Here is a 19,729-nt window from a genome sequence, read left to right as displayed (position 1 = left end):
TAATTATTATAGTAAAATAGAACTACTGTCTAGTTTCTTATCTATTAAATCTAAAGAAAGCAACGTGTCTTGTACTTTTTCTAAGGTTTTTGTGTTTAGTTGTGACTGGCTCCAACGTGTTTTAGACAACCATTCTTGTATGTCTCCCAATTGTTGCTCGTACCTATTTGCAAGTGTACGGTCTATACTTGGTATGGTTTTAAATTCTTCAGTATACATATTAATAACTTCTAAAATATGTTGTAGTGTTCCAGAATTGTTTGCAATAAAACTATCTGTTGCAGCAATTACAAAACAAGGCCAAGGAGTAGGGCAGTCTGCCACTCTCCTAAAAGTTCCATTATCTACCAAAGGTTTTGTGGTAAAATGTTCCCACATAAAATAATCTGCAGTACCATTTGTTAATCCTTCTACAGCACCATCTAAGTTATTAATAATCTCAAACTGTAATTTGCTGGTGTCCCAACCTTCATTTTGCGCATTTACATACGCCATTAAATGACTACCACTACCAAACCTACTAATTGCTGCTTTGGTATTTATAAGATCATCTATAGTCTGGTATTTACTATTTGCGCCAACATGAATTCCCCATAATAAAGGTGTTGCAATGTATTCTTGTACTATTTTAGCTTTTGTACCTGCAGTAATACTCTTTACTAAACCTTCTGTAAGTATAATAGCTATATCTGTTTCATTATCAGCAAGCATTTGGCACATTCTTCCTGTACCTTCAGGAATGTCTGTCCATTCTAAATTAATACCTCGGTCTTTAAATGCATTTTCTTCTATGGCTAAATGCCAAGGTAAATTAAAATGCTCCGGAACTCCAATTATTTTAACTGTTTTCAAAAAAAGTTATGTTAGCTTGTTAAGTGTATATTTTATTAATTCTTCTACGGTTTCTGTAGGTGTTACAGAAAACTCTCCGTTAGCTCTATTAGCCAAAATAGCATTTAATGATAATGCATTATGACCAAGTAATTTTGCTAAACCATAAATACCAGCTGTCTCCATTTCTAAATTGGTAACTTTTAAACTATTATGTTTAAACGATGCTATTTTGTTGTTTAACTGATTATCCTGAGTATTTAAGCGTAAAATTCTCCCTTGAGGACCATAAAAACCAACATTTGTAGCAGTAAAACCTTTTACAAGTTTATCTGAGTATATTATATCTGCCAATTCTGCGCTACAAGTAACCACATAAGGCGTAGATTTATCTTTTGCCCAATTTGTATGTGCAACAAAAGCATCTTGAATTTCTGAATGCTGTACGTGTTTACTATCATAAAATTGTAACAAGCTATCTAAACCAATAGCATATTCACTTAGTAAAAAAGAATTTATAGGAATATCTGCTTGTATTGCACCAGATGTACCAATTCTAATAATATCTAAAGTTGTTTTCTTTTCTTTAATAGTTCTTGTAGCAAAATCTATGTTTACTAAAGCGTCTAATTCGTTTAAAACAATATCTATATTATCTGTACCAATACCTGTTGATATAACAGAAATACGTTTTCCTTTTAATGTACCGGTGTGCGTTATAAACTCTCTTTTTCCTTTTTTTAGTTCAATAGTATCAAAATATTTAGACACTTCACCAACTCTGTCAGGGTCACCAACTGTAATTATGGTAGTAGCTATATCTTCTGGTAATATATTAAGGTGATAAATGCTATTGTCAGCATTTAGTATTAACTCCGATGGACTTAATTGCATATTATAATTTAAGAATTCTGTCTGTATTGGTATTGTACAAAAAGTTGTATTTTAATGCACCTCCCAAATAAATGTCATTATCTTGTATACAAGAGTAATAACTTGTTTGTTGTTCTAGTATTTCTTTTCCTTTTTTTGTTAATTTAACAGGATTAAAAGAACCAAATAAAGGTTTTAAAGAAGTAATTATTTTTTGATATTGTATATCACCAAACCCATAACTATTATCTGCTAAAAGTAAATTTTTAACAAAATCATTTTTAGTTTTTGGCTTTTGGTCTGATGCCAATTTTAGCAGATTATTTTCTACAGCATTTAAACCATTTTTAATTGATGGAAAACGTTGTAAATGTAATTCTATAGCTTTTTCTAGATACGGAAATCTATATTTATCAAAATCAGTTAAGTTTTCTAATCGTATAGGGTTATCACTACAATATAACTGCCAAATATAATCTGCATACTCTATATCATCCTGTCGTAAAAAAGTACGTTCTTCATAATGGTTTAGCAGTTGATCATCAGTTAACTCAGATAAGCTAAAAAGTTTTGTTTCTCCTTCAATTTTACCACTACAAACAATAGATATTTCTGCATATCTACGGTGCATTTTTAGCCAACTTACTACAGCAAGCATATTAATTTGGCAAAACAAGTCATACTCAAACCATAAAATAATTTTATCTTCTTTTTTATGGTTGCATAAAGACCTGTATTCCTTTAGGGTAAGATCTATAAACTTTGCTTTTGTAACTTTATAGTTTTTGCTTAAAAAATCAAACCTAGTTTTCCAGAAGTTCTCACTACCCACATTGTTTAATGTTTTGCCTTCGCATAACATCTCATTCCAAGTAATAATGTCTCCTTTTATAGGTAAGTTTTTCAATCTATCTGTAAAGTTTCCTCCGTTGGTTATGTGTAAGGTAGAACTCATAGTAGTATTCTAGATTTGAACTCTTAAAATTACATTTTTATCTAAATAATCAAAAAAAAATTAACAATTTTAACCGCCAACGCGTTTTACGTTAAAACCTTTCTCTTTTAATATGCTCATTATCTGATCTCTATAGTCACCCTGAATAATAATACTATCATTTTTAAAACTACCACCAACACTAAGTTTTTGCTTTAATTCTTTAGCTAATAATTTAAAATCTGCATCGGCACCGGTATATCCTTCTAGTATAGTTATTGGCTTACCTTTTCTTTTCTCGTACTTACAAATTATAGGGTCTTCTTGCATCCAAATATCACTTTTTGGTGCTTTTTTTTCTACATCTTCAGTTGGTTTATGATCTGGAAAAAGGTTTTTTAACTGGTCTTGTAAATCCATTGTATTAAATATTGGTTTAATGCTTTATTTAGGTGTTTTATCAATATAAAAAAGAAAAAACAACCAAATACTGGAATTTTAAATGCCAATATTTAGTTGTTTTTATTTACGTCTTATAAAAATTATTACTCCTTAATAAGTCCTAATTCTATTAATCTTTCGTGAAGAAATTCACCAGCAGTAATATCTTCAAACTGCTTTGGGTTGTTTTCATCTACACAGTTATCTAAGCAATTTAGTGGCATTTCACTAACTGGGTGCATAAAAAACGGAATAGAATAACGAGAAGTTCCCCAAAGCTCGCGTGGTGGGTTAACAACTTGGTGTATGGTAGATTTTAGTTTGTTATTTGTTAATCTAGACAACATATCACCAACATTTATCATAAGTTGGTCTGGGCGTGCAATTGCATCTACCCATTCTCCATTGTGGTTTTTAACCTGTAACCCTTTACCATGTGCACCCATTAACAATGTAATAAGGTTTATATCTCCGTGGGCTGCTGCACGTACAGCATTTTTAGGTTCATCTTTAATAGGCGGGTAGTGTATAGGTCTTAAAATAGAATTACCGTTTTTAATGTAATCATCAAAATACGTTTCTTCTAAATTTAAGTGTAAAGCAAGTGCTCTAAGCACATATTTAGCTGTTTTCTCTAACATTTTAAATGTTTCTTTACCAACAGCATTAAATTTTGGTTGTTCTTTTACAATTACATTGTCTGGGTATTCTGCTTCTAACTTAGGATCATTTTCTACATATTGTCCAAAATGCCAAAACTCTTTTAAATCTCCTTCTTTTTTACCTTTGGCGTGTTCTTTACCAAAAGAGGTATAACCACGCTGACCGCCAATACCTTCAATTTCATAACTATCTTTTAATTCTTGAGGTTGATTAAAAAAGACTTTAATTTCTTCATATAAATCTGCCACTAACTCATCAGATAAAAAGTGACCACTTAAGGCTACAAAGCCAATATTCTCAAAAGCACTACCAATTTCCTTGATAAACTTTTCTTTTTGTGTATTATCGTCAGATAAAAATTCCTGTAAATTGACACTTGGAATAGAACTCATCGTTTACTATGTTTTTATATTCAAATTTAATAATAATCTAACATTTTCTGATAAATTATTGATTTTTGTAACAACATCTCTTCTTATTTGTTACTTTTAATTTTCAATTTATAAAATTTTCCGCTAAATGGAATTCAATAACGAAACAATTTCTTTAGAAGAGCAGTTATTACTGTACAAACGTATGATAAAGCCGCGTTTAATTGAAGAAAAAATGCTTATTTTATTACGACAAGGCAAAATTTCTAAGTGGTTTAGTGGTATTGGTCAGGAGGCCATTGCTGTTGGTGTCACAAGTGCCTTACAAAAAAATGAATATATTCTTCCAATGCATCGTAATTTGGGTGTTTTTACTACCAGAGATATTCCGTTATACAGACTTTTTTCTCAGTGGCAAGGTAAAGCAAACGGCTTTACCAAAGGTAGAGACCGTAGTTTTCACTTTGGCACACAAGAATATAATATTGTTGGGATGATATCTCACCTTGGACCCCAATTAGGAGTTGCAGACGGTATTGCTTTAGCAAACAAGTTAAAGGATAATGGTAAGGTTACAGCTGTATTTACAGGAGAAGGTGCAACAAGTGAAGGTGATTTTCACGAAGCTTTAAACGTTGCTGCTGTATGGCAATTACCTGTTTTATTTTGTATAGAAAATAATGGCTACGGCTTATCTACACCAACTAAAGAACAATATTACTGTGAACATCTTGTAGATAAAGGTATTGGTTACGGTATAGAGTCTCACCAAATAGATGGTAACAATATATTAGAGGTTTACGGCAAAGTAACTAAATTGTGTGAGAGTATTAGAAAAAACCCTAGACCTGTTTTAATAGAGTTTTTAACTTTTAGAATGCGTGGTCATGAAGAGGCTAGTGGTACTGCTTATGTGCCAGATAATTTGTTAGAAGAGTGGGCTAAAAAAGACCCTATCACAAATTATGAAGATTTTTTAAAGAAAAACGAGGTACTAACAGATAATTTAATAGCCAGTATAAAAGCTGATTTTAAAGCGGAAATTAATGACAATTTACAAGTTGCGTTTGAGGAGCCCGCAATAACGGCTACCATAGAAAACGAATTAAATGATGTGTATAAACCATTTGAATTTAAAGCCATTACGCCTGCAGCTAATATAAAAAATATTAGATTGGTTGATGCTATATCTGAAGGCTTAAAACAAGCTATGGATAAGTTTGAAAATCTTGTAATAATGGGACAAGATGTTGCAGAATATGGTGGTGTTTTTAAAATTACAGAGGGTTTTGTAGCCGAGTTTGGTACAGAACGGGTACGTAACACACCAATTTGTGAATCTGCTATTGTTTCTACAGCAATGGGTTTATCTATTAACGGGCACAAAGCTGTTGTAGAAATGCAATTTGCAGATTTTGTTAGTAGTGGTTTTAATCCAATTGTAAATTTATTGGCCAAGTCTCATTACCGTTGGGCAGAAAACGCAGATGTGGTAGTACGTATGCCCTGTGGTGGTGGTGTAGGTGCAGGGCCATTTCATTCACAAACAAATGAAGCCTGGTTTACAAAAACACCGGGTTTAAAAGTGGTTTACCCAGCTTTTCCTTATGATGCTAAAGGTTTGTTAGCAACAGCAATTGAAGATCCAAACCCTGTTTTATTTTTTGAACACAAAGCACTGTACAGGAGCGTTTACCAAGATGTTCCAGAAGATTATTATACTTTACCAATTGGAAAAGCAAGCCTAATTAAAGAAGGTACATCTGTAACCATTGTTAGTTATGGGGCAGGTGTGCATTGGGCTTTAGAGTCTTTAGAAAACACTCCAGAAATTAGCGCAGATCTTATAGATTTACGCTCATTAGCTCCTTTGGATAAGGACACTATATATGCATCTGTAAAAAAAACAGGTCGACTTATAATTTTACAAGAAGATAGTTTATTTGGAGGTATTGCAAGTGATATTTCTGCAATGGTAATGGAAGATTGTTTTGAGTGTTTAGATGCACCAGTAAAGCGTGTAGCAAGTTTAGAAACACCAATTCCTTTTGCTAAAGATTTAGAGTATAATTACCAACCTAAAAACAGGTTTAATGAAGAATTAAAAAAACTGTTAGCGTACTAATACACTAACAGTTTTTAAACAATTTTAAACTTGTAAAAAGTTAAAATGGAAACACACAATTAATGCGTTTTCATTTTAGCTTTTCTTTTTTCTAATTGTCTGCTTAAATCGTCTACACTAGCTGTAATAGCTGCTTCATAAGAGGCTTCACTAGATTCTGAAAATAATCTAGGGCCAGGTGCGCTTAACCTAACACCAATTACTTTACCTTTTTCAGGAGAAGTTGTATTTTCTTTTTTAAAGAAAATGTCTGCACTCACAATAAAGTCATACTTATTTAAAAGTTTATCAATTTTTTTTGCGGCAAATATTTCTAAACGGTTACTTGCTGTAACCCCATCGTAGTGAAAGTTTATGTTCATAGGTCTAGTATTTTATTTGAAGATACATATAGTACACTAAAAAATCAAATGTTTAAACCTAATATTATATTAAAGTTAAAAATTAGTATTTAAAGTTTAATTTAAGGTATTAAAAATTAATAGTTTGCATTATTACTAATAATAAAAAAAGCATAGCTAAAATAGCTACGCTTTTAATAAATTAACAGGTTTAAGCAATTATTCTTGTAATTCTAAGTCTGTAATAATATTTGTTGTTATTTCTTCTTCAGTTTCATCGTCTACAACTGTTTCAGACTCATAGGTAATTATAAATGTCTTGCCTTTAAAAGACTCATCAGTTAAGTCGTACTTACCTAATGCTTCAGAACTCAATCCTTGAAATTCTAAAGTAGCTCCATCTTCGTCAGAAAATTGATAAGTTTCATTTTCAAAACCGTCATACGTAGCCGTTACGCTTTCTGTTGATACTAAAGTTGTTACAGCCGTAGCTAAAGCAAATAATACAATTGATAAAGTTTTCATAGTGTTCAAATTTATTTAGGGTTAATAACTGTTATATCTACGCTCCATAAATGGGTTTAGATGTTATAAAAAATATTTTAATTACATTTTTAGCTATTAATTGTTACATATTTAACATATTTAATATTATTAATCGACTATAAATCAGAATATTAGAAATATCTCAAGAAAATATGTTAAAACTTGTATTATTTACAATTAATAGTAAAAAGCGTTACACATTAGTAACGCTTTTTGTTGGTTATGTTACTCTTCTAATAATTTTAAGTCAGTTAAAATGTTTTTAATTTCTTCTTCTTCAGTTTCATCATCAGTATAAGTAACAGTTTGGTAGGTTACTTTAAAAGTTTTACCTTGAAAAGACTCATCAGATAAGTCGTATTTCTCTAAAGTTTCAGGACTAACTTCATCAAACTCCATAGTTTGTCCTTCATCAGTAGTAAACACATACATTTCATCTTCAAAACCATCATAGGTTCCCGTAAATGATGCTGTTGTAAACGATGTTGTAACAGCTGTAGCTAAAGCAAATAAAATAATACTTAGTGTTCTCATTGTGTTTTGTTTAAGGTTAAACCCTATTTACGTTTTAGTTATAATCCTTGGATCTTGTTTTGGAATGTAAAATGAAAATATTTTCACTTTTTTTATCTTGTTTTTTTCTTTAGAAAGTGAGGTATTTTTAACCTTCATATTTTACTGGTGTTTTAAGAGTTTTTAATTTTATAATAAATGATTATGCTACTAAAATTTGCTCTATATATTTTCACTTTTCTATAAAACTTTTTTTTATAACTTGCTTCATATAAATTAAAGCCGCCATTTTGAAATACGTATTACTATTTTGTATTACCCTTTTAATTTTTAGCTCATGCAATGAGCGCACAAGCAACAAAAGGTTTACCTCTTTAGATGCAGCACTAACTAAAGTAGATTTTAACAACACAATTACTGGTAACGATAGTTTAAATATTGTTACTTTTCAGTACATATATAATGGAGGAGGAGTTGGTATTGGTGATTTTAATAATGATGGTTTACAAGATATTGTTTTTACCGCCAACCAAGTATCTTCTAAAATATATTTAAATAAAGGGAACCTTAGTTTTTTAGATATTTCTGAAGTTGCAAATTTTAAGACCAATGTTTGGGTTACCGGAGTAACAATTGTAGATATAAATGCAGATGGTTGGGATGATATTTATTTAAGTGTAGGAGGACCAAATTGTAACAATAATTGCGATAATTTACTCTTTATTAATAAAGGTTTAAACGTAAACGGCCTACCAACTTTTATAGAAGAAGCAGAGGCTTACCAGTTAAACGACCCTAATAACAGTCAGCAAGCCGTGTTTTTAGATTATGATGTAGATGGTGATTTAGATGTATTTATAATTCACAATGGAAGTTCTCGTTTTTCTCAAAATTCACCCGTTCCTAAGCACTATTACTCTAAGAATTTATCAGACTACTTGCTACGTAATGATTCCGTTGCTGGTTTAAATCATCCAATATTTACAAATGTATCAGACAGTTTAGGAATAAAGCACCAAGGGTTTTCTTTAGGTGTTGCCGTGCAAGACTTTAATAACGATAATTTACCAGATATTTATGTGTCTAATGATTTTTTAACTGAAGATTTGTTGTATTTAAACAGTGGTATAGATACTGTTACAAGAAAACACAAAGGTTTTATAGAAGCAAACAAACAATTATTGGCTGTACAAAGTTTTAATGGTATGGGAGTAGATGTTGCCGATATTAACAATTCTGGCAATCCAGATATTATGGTTGTAGATATGCTACCGGAAAGTTATAATAGACAAAAAAGTATGTTAGGTGCTCATAATTATGATAAGTTTTTAACCGCAAAGCGCAATAATTACAGTTCACAATTTATGCGCAATACTTTACAAGTACATAATGGTAAATTAAACAATACTATACTGCAGGCTAGCGAAATAGCAAACTATGCTGGTATAGCTGCAACAGATTGGAGTTGGTCTCCTTTACTAGTAGATTTTGATAATGATGGCGATAAAGATATTTATATTACTAATGGTTATGTAAAAGATATTACAGATTTAGATTTTATAAACTACTCTAAACAAAGCACAATTTTTGGGTCGGAACAAGCTAAAAACAAGGAATTGTCTGCCTTAATTTCTAAAGCACCAGGAGTTTTTATTTCTAATTATTTTTATGAAAACACTAATAAATTAAAATTTAAAAATGTTAGTGATGAATGGGGTAGTACACAAAAATCTTTTAGCAATGGTGCTGCTTTTGCAGATTTAGATAATGACGGAGATATAGACGTTGTTGTAAACAATATAAACCAAAAGGCTTTTATTTTGCAAAATAACACAATGCAATTAAATTCTAAGTCCACGTTTTTAAGAGTAAAATTAAAAGGCAGCAAACAAAATACCAAAGCCATTGGAGCTAAGGTAAAATTATGGTCTAATGGCACTATGCAAACGCAATACCAGTCTGTTACACGCGGGTATTTGTCTTCTGTAGAACCTATTCTTCATTTTGGAATAAAAGATACTATAATAGACTCTTTACATATAGTATGGCCAAGTAAGCAACTAACTAAAATATACCAACCAAAAGTAAATACTGTTTTAGAATTAAATAGTACAGATGCCAAAACAGACCATATTGCACCAGTTTTAAAATCTACATTACTAAAAAATAACTCATCAATTTTACCATACAAACACCAAGAAAATAGTACTAATGACTTTGTTTCTCAGCACTTATTAATGCGTCAGTACTCTAAATTTGGGCCTTGTATAGCTGCCGCAGATATAAACCTAAAAACAGGAGACGAACTTTTTATTGGAGGTAGTAAAGACCAACCATCTACTATATGGACTCAAAATAAAGATGGTGTTTATCAAATTACACAAAAGCTAGATAGTATATATGAAGATGCAGCCGCTGTATTTATAGATATTGATAATGATAAGGACTTAGACCTGTATGTAGCAAGTGGTGGAGTAGAGTTTGATAGCAACTCTAATTTATTACAAGACAGGATTTATGTTAATGATGGAAAAGGAACTTTTTCTTTAACAAAAAATAGTTTACCAAACGTAACAAATATTGGATCTTGTATAGCTGCTGCAGATTATGATAAAGATGGGGATATAGATATTTTTGTTGGTAGTAGATTGGTTGCAGGCAGTTATCCTAAAACGCCAAAAAGTAGCTTATTACAAAACAACTCGGGCAAGTTTACACCTATAAAAAACAAAGCTTTAACTAGTATTGGTATGGTTACAGATGCAACCTGGCAAGATGTAAATAATGATGGCTGGCAAGATTTAATTGTGGTAGGAGAGTGGATGCCTATTACTGTTTTTATTAATAAAAATGGGGTTTTAGAAAAATCTTTAACTAATTGGCTAACCAATAGCAATACTCCAACAGAAGTATATGGTTGGTGGAATACTATAAAAGCCGGTGATTTTGATAATGATGGCGATATAGATTTTATTGCTGGCAACCAAGGAGAAAATAGTTTTGTTTCTCCCAAAAAAAATAAACCTGTATATGTTTACAAGCAAGATTTTGATAAAAATGGTAGTATAGATCCTGTAGTTGCACAATATTTTACAGATCCAGATAAAAACAATGTATTGTTACCTGTACAAACTAGAGATGATATTGTAAAACAACTGGTTGCTTTAAAACAAAAGTACAGCACATATGCAGAATTTTCTAATCCGTCTTTTACAGAATTATTAGAAATAAAAAACCTAGAAGAAGAAACCTTAAAAGCAACTACATTTGCAAGTGTTTATTTAGAAAACGTGGGCAATAACACCTTTAAAATTAATAAACTACCAAATATTTGTCAGCTTGCTCCAATAAATGATATTCTTAGTAAAGACTTAGATAATGATGGATATTTAGATGTACTTTTGGTTGGCAATAATACCACCTCAGAAACTGTATACGGTTTTACAGGAGCCATAAAAGGTATCTATTTAAAAGGTAGTAAAACAGGATTTATAGTTGTACCTAATAGTACATCTGGTTTTTATGTGCCAGAACAATCCAATCATATAATTGAAGCTAAAACAGCAACAAATAATAGTTTAATTATAGCTACACAAAACAATACTGTAGCTAAAAGTTTTTATATTAATAAATAAAATGTACCAGTTTAAAAATAGTTTGTATTCTAAATTTGCTATTATAGCTTTGTTTAGCTTAGTTTTATTAGTGTCTTGCACAAAACAAAACAAGCCTTTACAAGTACCTGTAGATACATATTTTAACGCTGTAGATAAAATTACAGAAACAATGATTCATGATATATTTTCGCCACCAGTGGCAAGCAGAATATATATGTATCCAAATGTTGCAGCTTATGAAATACTTGCACAAAACAACAGCAAATACAACTCACTTTCTGGTAAAATACAATCCTTACAACCATTGCCAAAAGCACCAAAAAATGTAAACCTAAAAGTTGCTGCGCTTGTAGCTTATATAGATGTTAGCAAAGAGCTAATTTTTAAAGATGAGATAGTTACAACTTTTGCAGATAGTTTATACACAAGTTGGCAAAACACTAACAAAAAGGAGTTTACAGCTTCTAAAACATACGCTATAAAAGTGGCTAACCGAATAAAAGATTGGATGCATAAAGACAATTATAAAGAAACTAGGTCTTTTAAAGGGTATACGGTAACTACAGATAATCCTGGTAGATGGCAACCAACACCACCAGCTTATATGGACGGTATAGAACCACATTGGAACAAAATTAGACCTATGGTTTTAGATTCTGCTGCACAATTTAAGCCTAAAAAACATCCAGAGTTTTCAATGGAACCAACAAGTAATTTTTATAAAGAATTGCAAGAAGTGTATACCGTTACTAACGAGATTCGTAAAAATGGTGATACGTCTGAAGAAGTAGAAATTGCAAAGTTTTGGGATTGTAATCCTTATGTATCTACTAGCAAAGGCCATTTAATGATTGCCACAAAAAAAATTACGCCAGGTGCACATTGGATAGGAATAACAAAAATAGCGTGCAAACAGCAAAAGCTAGACTTTATGGCTGCTGTACACGCAAATACCATAACATCTATTGGTATTTTTGATGCTTTTATTAGTTGCTGGGATGAAAAATACCGTAGCAACCTAATTAGACCAGAAACTTTAATAAACAATACCATAGATAAAGAATGGACACCATTATTACAAACGCCGCCGTTTCCGGAATATACTAGCGGACATTCTGTAGTTTCTGGAGCATCTGCAACCATATTAACACATTTATTTGGAGATAATTTTAGCTTTACAGATGATACCGAATTGCCATTTGGTTTACCAAGCAGAAAGTTTACATCTTTTAATGCGGCTGCAAATGAAGCTGCCATAAGCCGTTTATATGGAGGTATACATTACAGGGCAGCAATAGATAACGGTGTTGTACAAGGCAAAAATGTTGGCACACATATTATTAACAAGCTAACATTAGTAAATTAAAATGTATATGAAAACAGTAAATAGAGTATGGTTTATATAATCCTATTTTACATAATATAAATTATAGTGCAATTTATAACAATCAGCGAAATAGTGCATTTCAGCAATATTTTACATAATTAATGATATATATATAAAGCTAAATGTGGCTTGGTTAACATAATTTAAATGTGTAGCTATAATTAGTGGTTATCTAAAACTAAAATACTTTTTCACAAAAAGTTATAAAATTTCAAGTAAACCAATATTTACAACAAAACAAACACTGCTCATAATTTGCGTATTCTGTAATTAGGTACAGAAATTTTTAAATACGCGATTCTCGTGGATTTGTTTTTTAGTTAAATATGGTTTGAAACGATATTTTAGTAAAGTACTATATACAAATACAATCATCCAGTGGATGATTGTATTTGTATAGCCTAAAATATGGACGCTATTTTCACCTATAGTTTTAGCTAAAATTTTATGAGACCGAGTTAAACTCGAGATTCTTTTTTTTAGAATTCATTTTGTTAAAATCTATACACATTATCAACTAAATTCTCATCAGACCTTGTTCCATAAGGATCAATAGCTATGTAATTGGGGGGGTCACTTACAATAAACTTTACTTCAGTGATGTCATCGCTAATTAAATTTGACTCATAATACAATACAGAACTATCCTCTTTTACTAATGATGGATGCGTTGTAAAGACTCCAACTTTAATAGGTTCGTTCATTCCTATTGGTACTATTTCACCATTGTTTATAGTTTCAAAACGTTTCGCTTTTATAATCGCTTTAACCTCATAAGTCCCATTTTCTAATTCTACATAAGAACTTTCCTTTATACTTAAGTCGTAAGTAACTACTTTTTTAAACCAATCGTTAATTAAGTGATGTTGCTTTTTTGGTGTAACGTTATAAACCAAATCCAAAAATTCGATTGTATTGGCTTCTAAAGTGTTACTATTACGATATGTATCGGTTAACGTTTTTAGAACATAATTAACTTTTTCTTCGCCAATAAGGTCTCGCAACGCCAACATAACGTGTAATGCTTTTCCATAAGAAATATAGCCTTGACCAAGAACTTTATAAACTGGGGGTTCTAGGTCGCTTGCAAAAGATCTACCTGAAAAATAACGCCTTCTAGCATTTTCACTCAATTCATAGACAGCACGTTTGCCATACATCTTTTCCATGATAACGGCTTCGGTATACTTTGCAAAACCTTCTACAAAAATAGATCCACCTGCAACTGGTTTTGCAGACAACGTATGTCCCCAATATTGATGAGCCACTTCATGAATGGTTCTTTTAGCAACTAGATTGAAAGTCTCGTTGTTTCTAACATCTACTAAATACAGGCGATCTTCAACCATACTTATTACACCAGGATACGCAAAGCCACCAAATGACCAATGTGAAGGAATTTCTGCTATTCTAATATGGTTAAATGCATAATCTCCAAAGTTTTCCTCACAATAATCTAGGGTTTGTTTGGTGCTGTTTTCAATGTCTTCAATATTAAATGAATGCGCTGAATCATAATACTGCTCAATACTAATGCCTTTATAATCTACCTTTTTAGTTTTATAGCTTGCAGATAAATAAGCAATCATAGGTATTACTTTGTTTTCGGATTTATAATGATAATAGTTTCTATTATTTTCTGACCATTTTTTAACAAGGCTACCAGAACTCAATGCCGTTTGGTTGCTACTTGTAGATATAATGGTTTCAAAGTTTGTTTTTTCATTGTTAAAATCTTGAAGAGCAATATGTTCATCAGAAATAATATCTTTCTCTCGCTTTGGTAAATTCCGTTTTTTTCGTTCTACTTTGTTAGTAATTTCTATTCCAGAACTATATCCCAATATAGGCTCAAAATTTCTGTGAGTTATATAAGTACCATTATTTACAATGGTTTTGTCTGTTTCATAACCATTAAGTTCGTGTTTCAATTCAAAAGTATAGCGTACAGTATCGTTGGGCTGTAACGGTTTTTCAAAGTGAAATATATAAATACCATAAACACAATCATGTGTTACTAAATTTGCATTTTTAATAGTTATAGACTCTAACGGAAGACGTTCTGTGACAAAAACTTTTGATAAGGGTTGGTCACTTCCGTTTTTCAATATATAATCCGCTTTTAGGGTATAACGACTTTCTTTTGGAAAAATAGCAACTTCAGTTTTTCTGGATATGGAATATGGTCGCTCTAAATCTTCATACTGTTTGAACTTTTTCTCATACTGTTCTCTAAAATCTAAATTATCGGCTCTGGTTTCATACTCTGAAACAATACTCATATTGTAAAAAATCAAACTTCCGAAACCAATAAATACTACAATTAAAAGATAAGACAATACTTTTTGAATAGATGTAAAGCCATATTTAAATTGCTTTAGTTTAGTTGAAAAATTAGCCACTACTCCTCTATTCCATATTTTAAAAGATATGAATACCAGCAGCAATCCAAAGGATAACCAATACATAGCTAAATGATTGAATAGGCTTAAACTGCCATAATAACCATTCATATTTGTAAAGGAAATTCTTGGCATAAAACCAAGACTTGTTAATGGATGTTCTAGTCCTAATGCATCAGATTTAAAACTTAACAATACAATAAAACCGAAGATACCCATACCCAAATACTTACTTTTTACTAAACTGTTTATAAATAAGGCAATCATACTAAATACAGCAAGTTGTAATCCTAAATGATAGTATAACGATGTGTATAAGCCAAATTCAAAATTGTTATAGTTTAAAGATATCTGAAACAAGATGCACATAATAATTCCAGTAGTTATTATAATGACAGGTAATAACAAGATTGCAAACAACTTTGCAAGAAAAAACACGCTATTTTTTGTTGGTACAGCATCAATAATTAAATTAAAGTTTAAGCTGCGTTCTTTCCAAACAATTTCAGCACTATAAAAAATTATTAAAATAAGACTAAAAAGCGTTAACGGATTTACTATTAAACTTATAAGTTGGTTTGTAAATGGGTATTGACTCACACCATATTCGCCACCACTAATAACGGTACTATACAATTCTGAAAAAACTATAGCTAACCACATAATTAATACGGCAATAAATGGCAAACTCTTAAACACACTTTTCAACTCGATCTTTAACAAAGAGATAAATGCTAAATACTGTGCTTTAAAGTTATGTATTGTAAATAATGGTTTATAAGCCACTAATTGGGTGTTTTTGCTTATTGATTTATTGGCTTTTTTAACTTTTTTAGTGATTTTTCTAAACGAAAATATCATATAGGTTGCAAGTAATATTCCCAAACCAACGACGATCCAAATCAATCTATTCCATAAAAAAAATCCGGAAAACGATAGTAATTGTGAGTTTTTTTGAAAAGGTGTCCAATATTGTGTTTGCTCAAAAAAAGCAGCCACACCAAAGGGGTCTATAATTGCTGCAAAAGCCATAGCTTCTGGTGAAGCAGGTACAGATTGCGCTAGTATAGGCGAATTTAAAAATAGAGAACAAACAAAATATAGCATGTAAACAAATACGGCACTTACATAAGTTGCTATACTATTTTTTGTTAAGGTACACACAGAAAATATGATTGCTGAACATATAAACAAATTAGGCACAACAATATATAACCATGGTTGAACATAAGTTAGTAATTGGAAATCACCTATACGTTCTGCATCCAAATCAGAAAAATAGTTTCCAAAGATATAGCCTAATATAAATGGTGTAAAAGCTAAAACACTAAATATAAACGTACCTAAAAAACGGCTCCAGAAATAATGAACCTTTTGTATGGAAGAACAGTAAATAAGCGACTCCATATTGTGCTGCTTATCACGAAGTATGGCACTAATGGCAAAGAACATTATAATAAAAACACTTCCTAATGTAAATAAACTGGTATGGAAATACACTTGATAAACTGAATTATAATCAACTCCAGTTGGCGCAAACCCTTGTCTACCAACAAAAACTCCAAAGGCTAAAAACAAAATAAAGAATATGGGAAATGCACGTTGTTTTAACTGATAAAAAATTTCAAATCTTAATAATTGCTTAAACATAACCTATGCCTTTTTTGTTTGGTTATTAAAAAGTGAAGCGAAATAGAAATCTTCTAAATTGGGTGCTATCAATTGGAAATCTTTTTCTGGCTTTTTATTAGACAAAATTCTAATTTGCGTATCACCAGCTACTAATTTTGTTGAAATCACATCAAAGGTGTTTTTATACACTTCAATATCATTTTTAGGAATTATTTTTGTCCATATTTTTCCTTCAATACTTGCTACTAAATCTTTCGGATTTCCTTCTGAAATAATTTCACCATTAGATAAAATGGCCATTTTAGGACATAGATTTCTAACATCTTCAACAATATGTGTGGACAAAATAACAATAACATTCTCCCCTATTTCACTCAATAAGTTTAAAAATCTATTGCTTTCTTCTGGGTCTAGACCAGCTGTTGGCTCATCTACAATAATAATTTGCGGATTTCCTAATAAGGCTTGTGCAATACCAAAACGCTGACGCATACCTCCAGAAAAAGTATAAACCGCTTTTTTTCTGTGTTGATAGAGATTAACTTGCTGCAACAGCGCTGTTACTTGCTTTTTACGCAGGTTTTTATCTAAAATTCCTTTTAAAACTGCTAAATGGTTTAGTAGTTTTTCAGCAGAAATTTTTGGATACACACCAAACTCTTGTGGCAAATAGCCTAAACATTGTCTAATGTGTTCTGGTTTTTTAATAATATCAGATTCATTAAAAGTAATGCTACCAGAAGTAGGTTCTTGTAAGGACGCAATAGTACGCATTAAGGATGATTTTCCTGCGCCGTTTGCGCCTAATAGTCCAAACATACCATTGGTAATTTCTAAATTAATGTTGTTTAGCGCTCTTACACCATTAGGATAAGTCTTACTTAAATTATTAATTTGTAATGTATTCATAACTGTTGATTTTTAATTGATGTACTGTTTTCTATTGTTAGAATACAAACATATACTGAAGAGAACCTCCTTTATAATTAATATGACGTATGGTATTTATATAAAGTCATACACAGTAAAGTGCAATATCAATCCCATTCATGTAAAAAATTATAGCGTTGAACTAAATTTTATTAGTGTCTATCAACTTTCTTGTTAATACAGGAGGACATACTTACTTTTGCTATATGGTTGATTACATCAAAAAATATAGAGCCTTTTTAATGGCACTAATTATTATCCCCATATTTTATATGTTGGATTATTTTGGTGTTATAAAAATTCCTAATGATGATCCGCTTGAAGTTATATTAATTACCCTGTTTTGGTGGTTGGCCATAGCATTAACTATTCATAATTACAACTATATTAAGCGTCAAGGTGTTACTATACTTAAAGTTATGGTGCTTATTGCTGTTTTTATTGTAGCATTAGGTGTAGATACTTTAATGGACATACCAGATAATCCTGTGACTTTTATAATATTAATGGGTTTTTGGATAGGTGTTGTGTATTTACTGGTTCCTGCATTTATAAAAAAGTACTGGAAACTTATTGCACTTATTTACGTACCATTATTTATATATTTCCTTTATTTGAGACTGTTTTATGGTGATTTAGAAACCTATCTAGACATTAAGAAAGATTATCCATTCTACGTGTTCTTTTTACCCATACCAATTTTGTTTTTCCTTTGGGTTTATGAACAATGGAAATGGTTTCAAAATTTGAAAAGCGAAAAGTCTAAAGCCGAATTAGCCATGCTTCAGGCGCAAATGAATCCGCATTTCTTTTTTAATACCCTAAACAACTTATATGCCCTAACTATTAAGAATTCTGATAAAGCACCTGAAGTCATTTTAAAATTGTCTGATATGATGCGCTATACCATTTATGAAGGTAAAAAGGACTTTGTTACTATAGGTGAAGAAATCGCGTATTTAAATAATTATATCGAATTGCATAAAATCCGTTATAAAAAAGACGTGGATATTCAGTGTTATTATAATGTGGATACCCATTTAAAAATAAAACCTTTACTATTTATTATCTTGTTAGAAAATGCTTTTAAACATGGCGTTGAATCCTGGTCTAAAAATAACGCGTACATTCATATGAATCTGACGTATACCGATAATTTTGTGCAATTTGAAATTGAAAATAATTTCGATGGGACTCATACTAACAAAGGTGGCATAGGTCTTGAGAATCTAAAAAGACGCTTAGAATTATTGTTTGGTAAAAACTATACGTTACTATTTAATAAAACAGATAATACCTATAAAGTAACATTAAAAATACCACCGCATGCTTAAGTTTATAATTGTTGACGACGAACCTTTAGCTCATGAAGTCATAACGGAATTATGTCATATAATTCCGCATATAGAATTGGTTCATAATTGTTATAGCGCTATGGAAGCTATGCAGTTTCTTAATGAACACAAGGTAGATTTTATGTTTATGGATATTAACATGCCCAAATTAAAAGGTCTCGACTTCCTAAAAGCCTTAAGTCAGCCACCTAAAACAATTATAACTACCGCGTATAAAGAATATGCTTTAGAAGGTTATGAATTAAACGTAGTCGATTACCTTTTAAAACCATTTAGTTTTGACAGACTGGTAAAAGCCGTCAATAAGGTTTCAAAGTTACAGACATCTAAACCGATAATACAAGAAGTTTCAAACAGCGATACCAACCCTACTAGCCTATTTGTAAAATGCGATAAAAAGTATCTCCAAATAGATTTGAATGATTTGTTATACATTGAAGCCTATGGTAATTACACCAAACTATTTTTAAAGAATGAAATGTTTATTAGCCACGAAAAAATATCACATTACGAAACTATTTTAAATGAAGATAGTTTTTTAAGGGTTCATAAATCGTTTATTGTTGCGATTAATAAAATCAAATTTATAGAAGGTAATCGTATTTTAATAAACGAGCATAAAATTCCGATTGGGCAAACATATAAGAGTAATGTAAACAGGCTATATCATAATTAATTGGCATTCCACACACATTACACTTCCCTCCTAAGTCGTTTCATTAAAAACCCAAAAAGAAAAGCAGAATCAAACTTAAGTTTAATTCTGCC

General features: G+C 31.0%; 15 protein-coding genes. 5 read left to right on the top strand and 10 right to left on the bottom strand.

The genetic code is table 11. From position 1 onward, the window contains the following. Window positions 1–6: 6 nt before the first annotated feature. The 5 genes from PBN93_RS14645 to PBN93_RS14625 all read right to left on the bottom strand — a co-directional run bounded on the left by PBN93_RS14645 (window position 7) and on the right by PBN93_RS14625 (window position 4,134). Window positions 7–852 carry a substrate-binding domain-containing protein gene (locus PBN93_RS14645; protein WP_077399571.1) on the bottom strand — a complete coding sequence of 282 codons (846 nt, stop codon included), beginning with the start codon at window positions 850–852 and terminating at the stop codon, window positions 7–9. Window positions 853–858: 6 nt separating this feature from the next. Then, window positions 859–1,725 (bottom strand): nucleoside phosphorylase, encoded by an 867-nt coding sequence (locus PBN93_RS14640; protein WP_077399568.1) that lies wholly within the window; start codon window positions 1,723–1,725, stop codon window positions 859–861. Between the two features lies 1 nt (window position 1,726). Next, on the bottom strand, window positions 1,727–2,659 hold the full coding sequence (locus tag PBN93_RS14635) for a DUF1835 domain-containing protein (RefSeq protein ID WP_077399565.1): 933 nt from the start codon (window positions 2,657–2,659) through the stop codon (window positions 1,727–1,729). A gap of 69 nt (window positions 2,660–2,728) precedes the next feature. Further along, window positions 2,729–3,058: a translation initiation factor gene (locus tag PBN93_RS14630; RefSeq protein ID WP_077399561.1), complete on the bottom strand. Its 330-nt coding sequence runs from the start codon at window positions 3,056–3,058 to the stop codon at window positions 2,729–2,731. A 125-nt stretch (window positions 3,059–3,183) separates the two neighbouring features. Beyond that, the gene (locus PBN93_RS14625; RefSeq protein WP_077399558.1) at window positions 3,184–4,134 is read right to left on the bottom strand and encodes an isopenicillin N synthase family dioxygenase; all 951 of its coding nucleotides are present in this window, start codon (window positions 4,132–4,134) and stop codon (window positions 3,184–3,186) included. A gap of 127 nt (window positions 4,135–4,261) precedes the next feature. Between PBN93_RS14625 and PBN93_RS14620 the strand changes: the two genes are divergently transcribed. Further along, window positions 4,262–6,238: an alpha-ketoacid dehydrogenase subunit alpha/beta gene (locus PBN93_RS14620; protein ID WP_271080966.1), complete on the top strand. Its 1,977-nt coding sequence runs from the start codon at window positions 4,262–4,264 to the stop codon at window positions 6,236–6,238. Between the two features lie 59 nt (window positions 6,239–6,297). On the opposite strand, the gene PBN93_RS14615 is transcribed toward PBN93_RS14620, so the two are convergent. The 3 genes from PBN93_RS14615 to PBN93_RS14605 form a co-directional block, all read right to left on the bottom strand. Then, window positions 6,298–6,600 carry an HPF/RaiA family ribosome-associated protein gene (locus PBN93_RS14615; RefSeq protein ID WP_077399552.1) on the bottom strand — a complete coding sequence of 101 codons (303 nt, stop codon included), beginning with the start codon at window positions 6,598–6,600 and terminating at the stop codon, window positions 6,298–6,300. A 198-nt stretch (window positions 6,601–6,798) separates the two neighbouring features. Next, window positions 6,799–7,104 (bottom strand): hypothetical protein, encoded by a 306-nt coding sequence (locus PBN93_RS14610; protein ID WP_077399549.1) that lies wholly within the window; start codon window positions 7,102–7,104, stop codon window positions 6,799–6,801. A gap of 246 nt (window positions 7,105–7,350) precedes the next feature. Further along, complete coding sequence (locus PBN93_RS14605; RefSeq protein WP_077399546.1) at window positions 7,351–7,659, bottom strand: hypothetical protein; 309 nt, start codon at window positions 7,657–7,659, stop codon at window positions 7,351–7,353. A 269-nt stretch (window positions 7,660–7,928) separates the two neighbouring features. Between PBN93_RS14605 and PBN93_RS14600 the strand changes: the two genes are divergently transcribed. Continuing rightward, window positions 7,929–11,273, top strand: a complete 3,345-nt coding sequence (locus PBN93_RS14600) for a VCBS repeat-containing protein (protein ID WP_271080965.1) — start codon at window positions 7,929–7,931, stop codon at window positions 11,271–11,273. Window position 11,274: 1 nt separating this feature from the next. Beyond that, the gene (locus PBN93_RS14595; RefSeq protein ID WP_271080964.1) at window positions 11,275–12,621 is read left to right on the top strand and encodes a vanadium-dependent haloperoxidase; all 1,347 of its coding nucleotides are present in this window, start codon (window positions 11,275–11,277) and stop codon (window positions 12,619–12,621) included. Window positions 12,622–13,136: 515 nt separating this feature from the next. On the opposite strand, the gene PBN93_RS14590 is transcribed toward PBN93_RS14595, so the two are convergent. Together PBN93_RS14590 and PBN93_RS14585 are read right to left on the bottom strand one after the other, a co-directional pair. Further along, complete coding sequence (locus PBN93_RS14590) at window positions 13,137–16,694, bottom strand: ABC transporter permease/M1 family aminopeptidase (protein ID WP_271080963.1); 3,558 nt, start codon at window positions 16,692–16,694, stop codon at window positions 13,137–13,139. A gap of 3 nt (window positions 16,695–16,697) precedes the next feature. Continuing rightward, window positions 16,698–17,585, bottom strand: a complete 888-nt coding sequence (locus PBN93_RS14585; RefSeq protein WP_271080962.1) for an ABC transporter ATP-binding protein — start codon at window positions 17,583–17,585, stop codon at window positions 16,698–16,700. Between the two features lie 227 nt (window positions 17,586–17,812). On the opposite strand from PBN93_RS14585, the gene PBN93_RS14580 reads away from it, so the two are divergent. Both PBN93_RS14580 and PBN93_RS14575 read left to right on the top strand, forming a co-directional pair. After that, window positions 17,813–18,940, top strand: a complete 1,128-nt coding sequence (locus tag PBN93_RS14580; RefSeq protein WP_271080961.1) for a sensor histidine kinase — start codon at window positions 17,813–17,815, stop codon at window positions 18,938–18,940. Continuing rightward, entirely contained in the window at window positions 18,933–19,637 is a 705-nt protein-coding gene (locus tag PBN93_RS14575; RefSeq protein ID WP_271080960.1) for a LytR/AlgR family response regulator transcription factor, read from the top strand. The genes PBN93_RS14580 and PBN93_RS14575 overlap by 8 nt, the downstream gene beginning before the upstream one ends. Window positions 19,638–19,729: the final 92 nt, after the last annotated feature.

The organism is Cellulophaga omnivescoria (genome assembly GCF_027915275.1).
Taxonomy (GTDB): domain Bacteria; phylum Bacteroidota; class Bacteroidia; order Flavobacteriales; family Flavobacteriaceae; genus Cellulophaga; species Cellulophaga omnivescoria.
This window is presented reverse-complemented; position numbering and strand designations above follow the sequence as displayed.

What these genes read in the sequence shown, in the direction of transcription:
- PBN93_RS14640 (WP_077399568.1), bottom strand. Translation starts at nt 1,725, where the DNA reads ATGCAATTAAGTCCATCGGAGTTAATACTAAATGCTGACAATAGCATT.
- PBN93_RS14635 (WP_077399565.1), bottom strand. Translation starts at nt 2,659, where the DNA reads ATGAGTTCTACCTTACACATAACCAACGGAGGAAACTTTACAGATAGA.
- PBN93_RS14630 (WP_077399561.1), bottom strand. Translation starts at nt 3,058, where the DNA reads ATGGATTTACAAGACCAGTTAAAAAACCTTTTTCCAGATCATAAACCA.
- PBN93_RS14625 (WP_077399558.1), bottom strand. Translation starts at nt 4,134, where the DNA reads ATGAGTTCTATTCCAAGTGTCAATTTACAGGAATTTTTATCTGACGAT.
- PBN93_RS14620 (WP_271080966.1), top strand. Translation starts at nt 4,262, where the DNA reads ATGGAATTCAATAACGAAACAATTTCTTTAGAAGAGCAGTTATTACTG.
- PBN93_RS14615 (WP_077399552.1), bottom strand. Translation starts at nt 6,600, where the DNA reads ATGAACATAAACTTTCACTACGATGGGGTTACAGCAAGTAACCGTTTA.
- PBN93_RS14610 (WP_077399549.1), bottom strand. Translation starts at nt 7,104, where the DNA reads ATGAAAACTTTATCAATTGTATTATTTGCTTTAGCTACGGCTGTAACA.
- PBN93_RS14605 (WP_077399546.1), bottom strand. Translation starts at nt 7,659, where the DNA reads ATGAGAACACTAAGTATTATTTTATTTGCTTTAGCTACAGCTGTTACA.
- PBN93_RS14595 (WP_271080964.1), top strand. Translation starts at nt 11,275, where the DNA reads ATGTACCAGTTTAAAAATAGTTTGTATTCTAAATTTGCTATTATAGCT.
- PBN93_RS14590 (WP_271080963.1), bottom strand. Translation starts at nt 16,694, where the DNA reads ATGTTTAAGCAATTATTAAGATTTGAAATTTTTTATCAGTTAAAACAA.
- PBN93_RS14585 (WP_271080962.1), bottom strand. Translation starts at nt 17,585, where the DNA reads ATGAATACATTACAAATTAATAATTTAAGTAAGACTTATCCTAATGGT.
- PBN93_RS14580 (WP_271080961.1), top strand. Translation starts at nt 17,813, where the DNA reads ATGGTTGATTACATCAAAAAATATAGAGCCTTTTTAATGGCACTAATT.
- PBN93_RS14575 (WP_271080960.1), top strand. Translation starts at nt 18,933, where the DNA reads ATGCTTAAGTTTATAATTGTTGACGACGAACCTTTAGCTCATGAAGTC.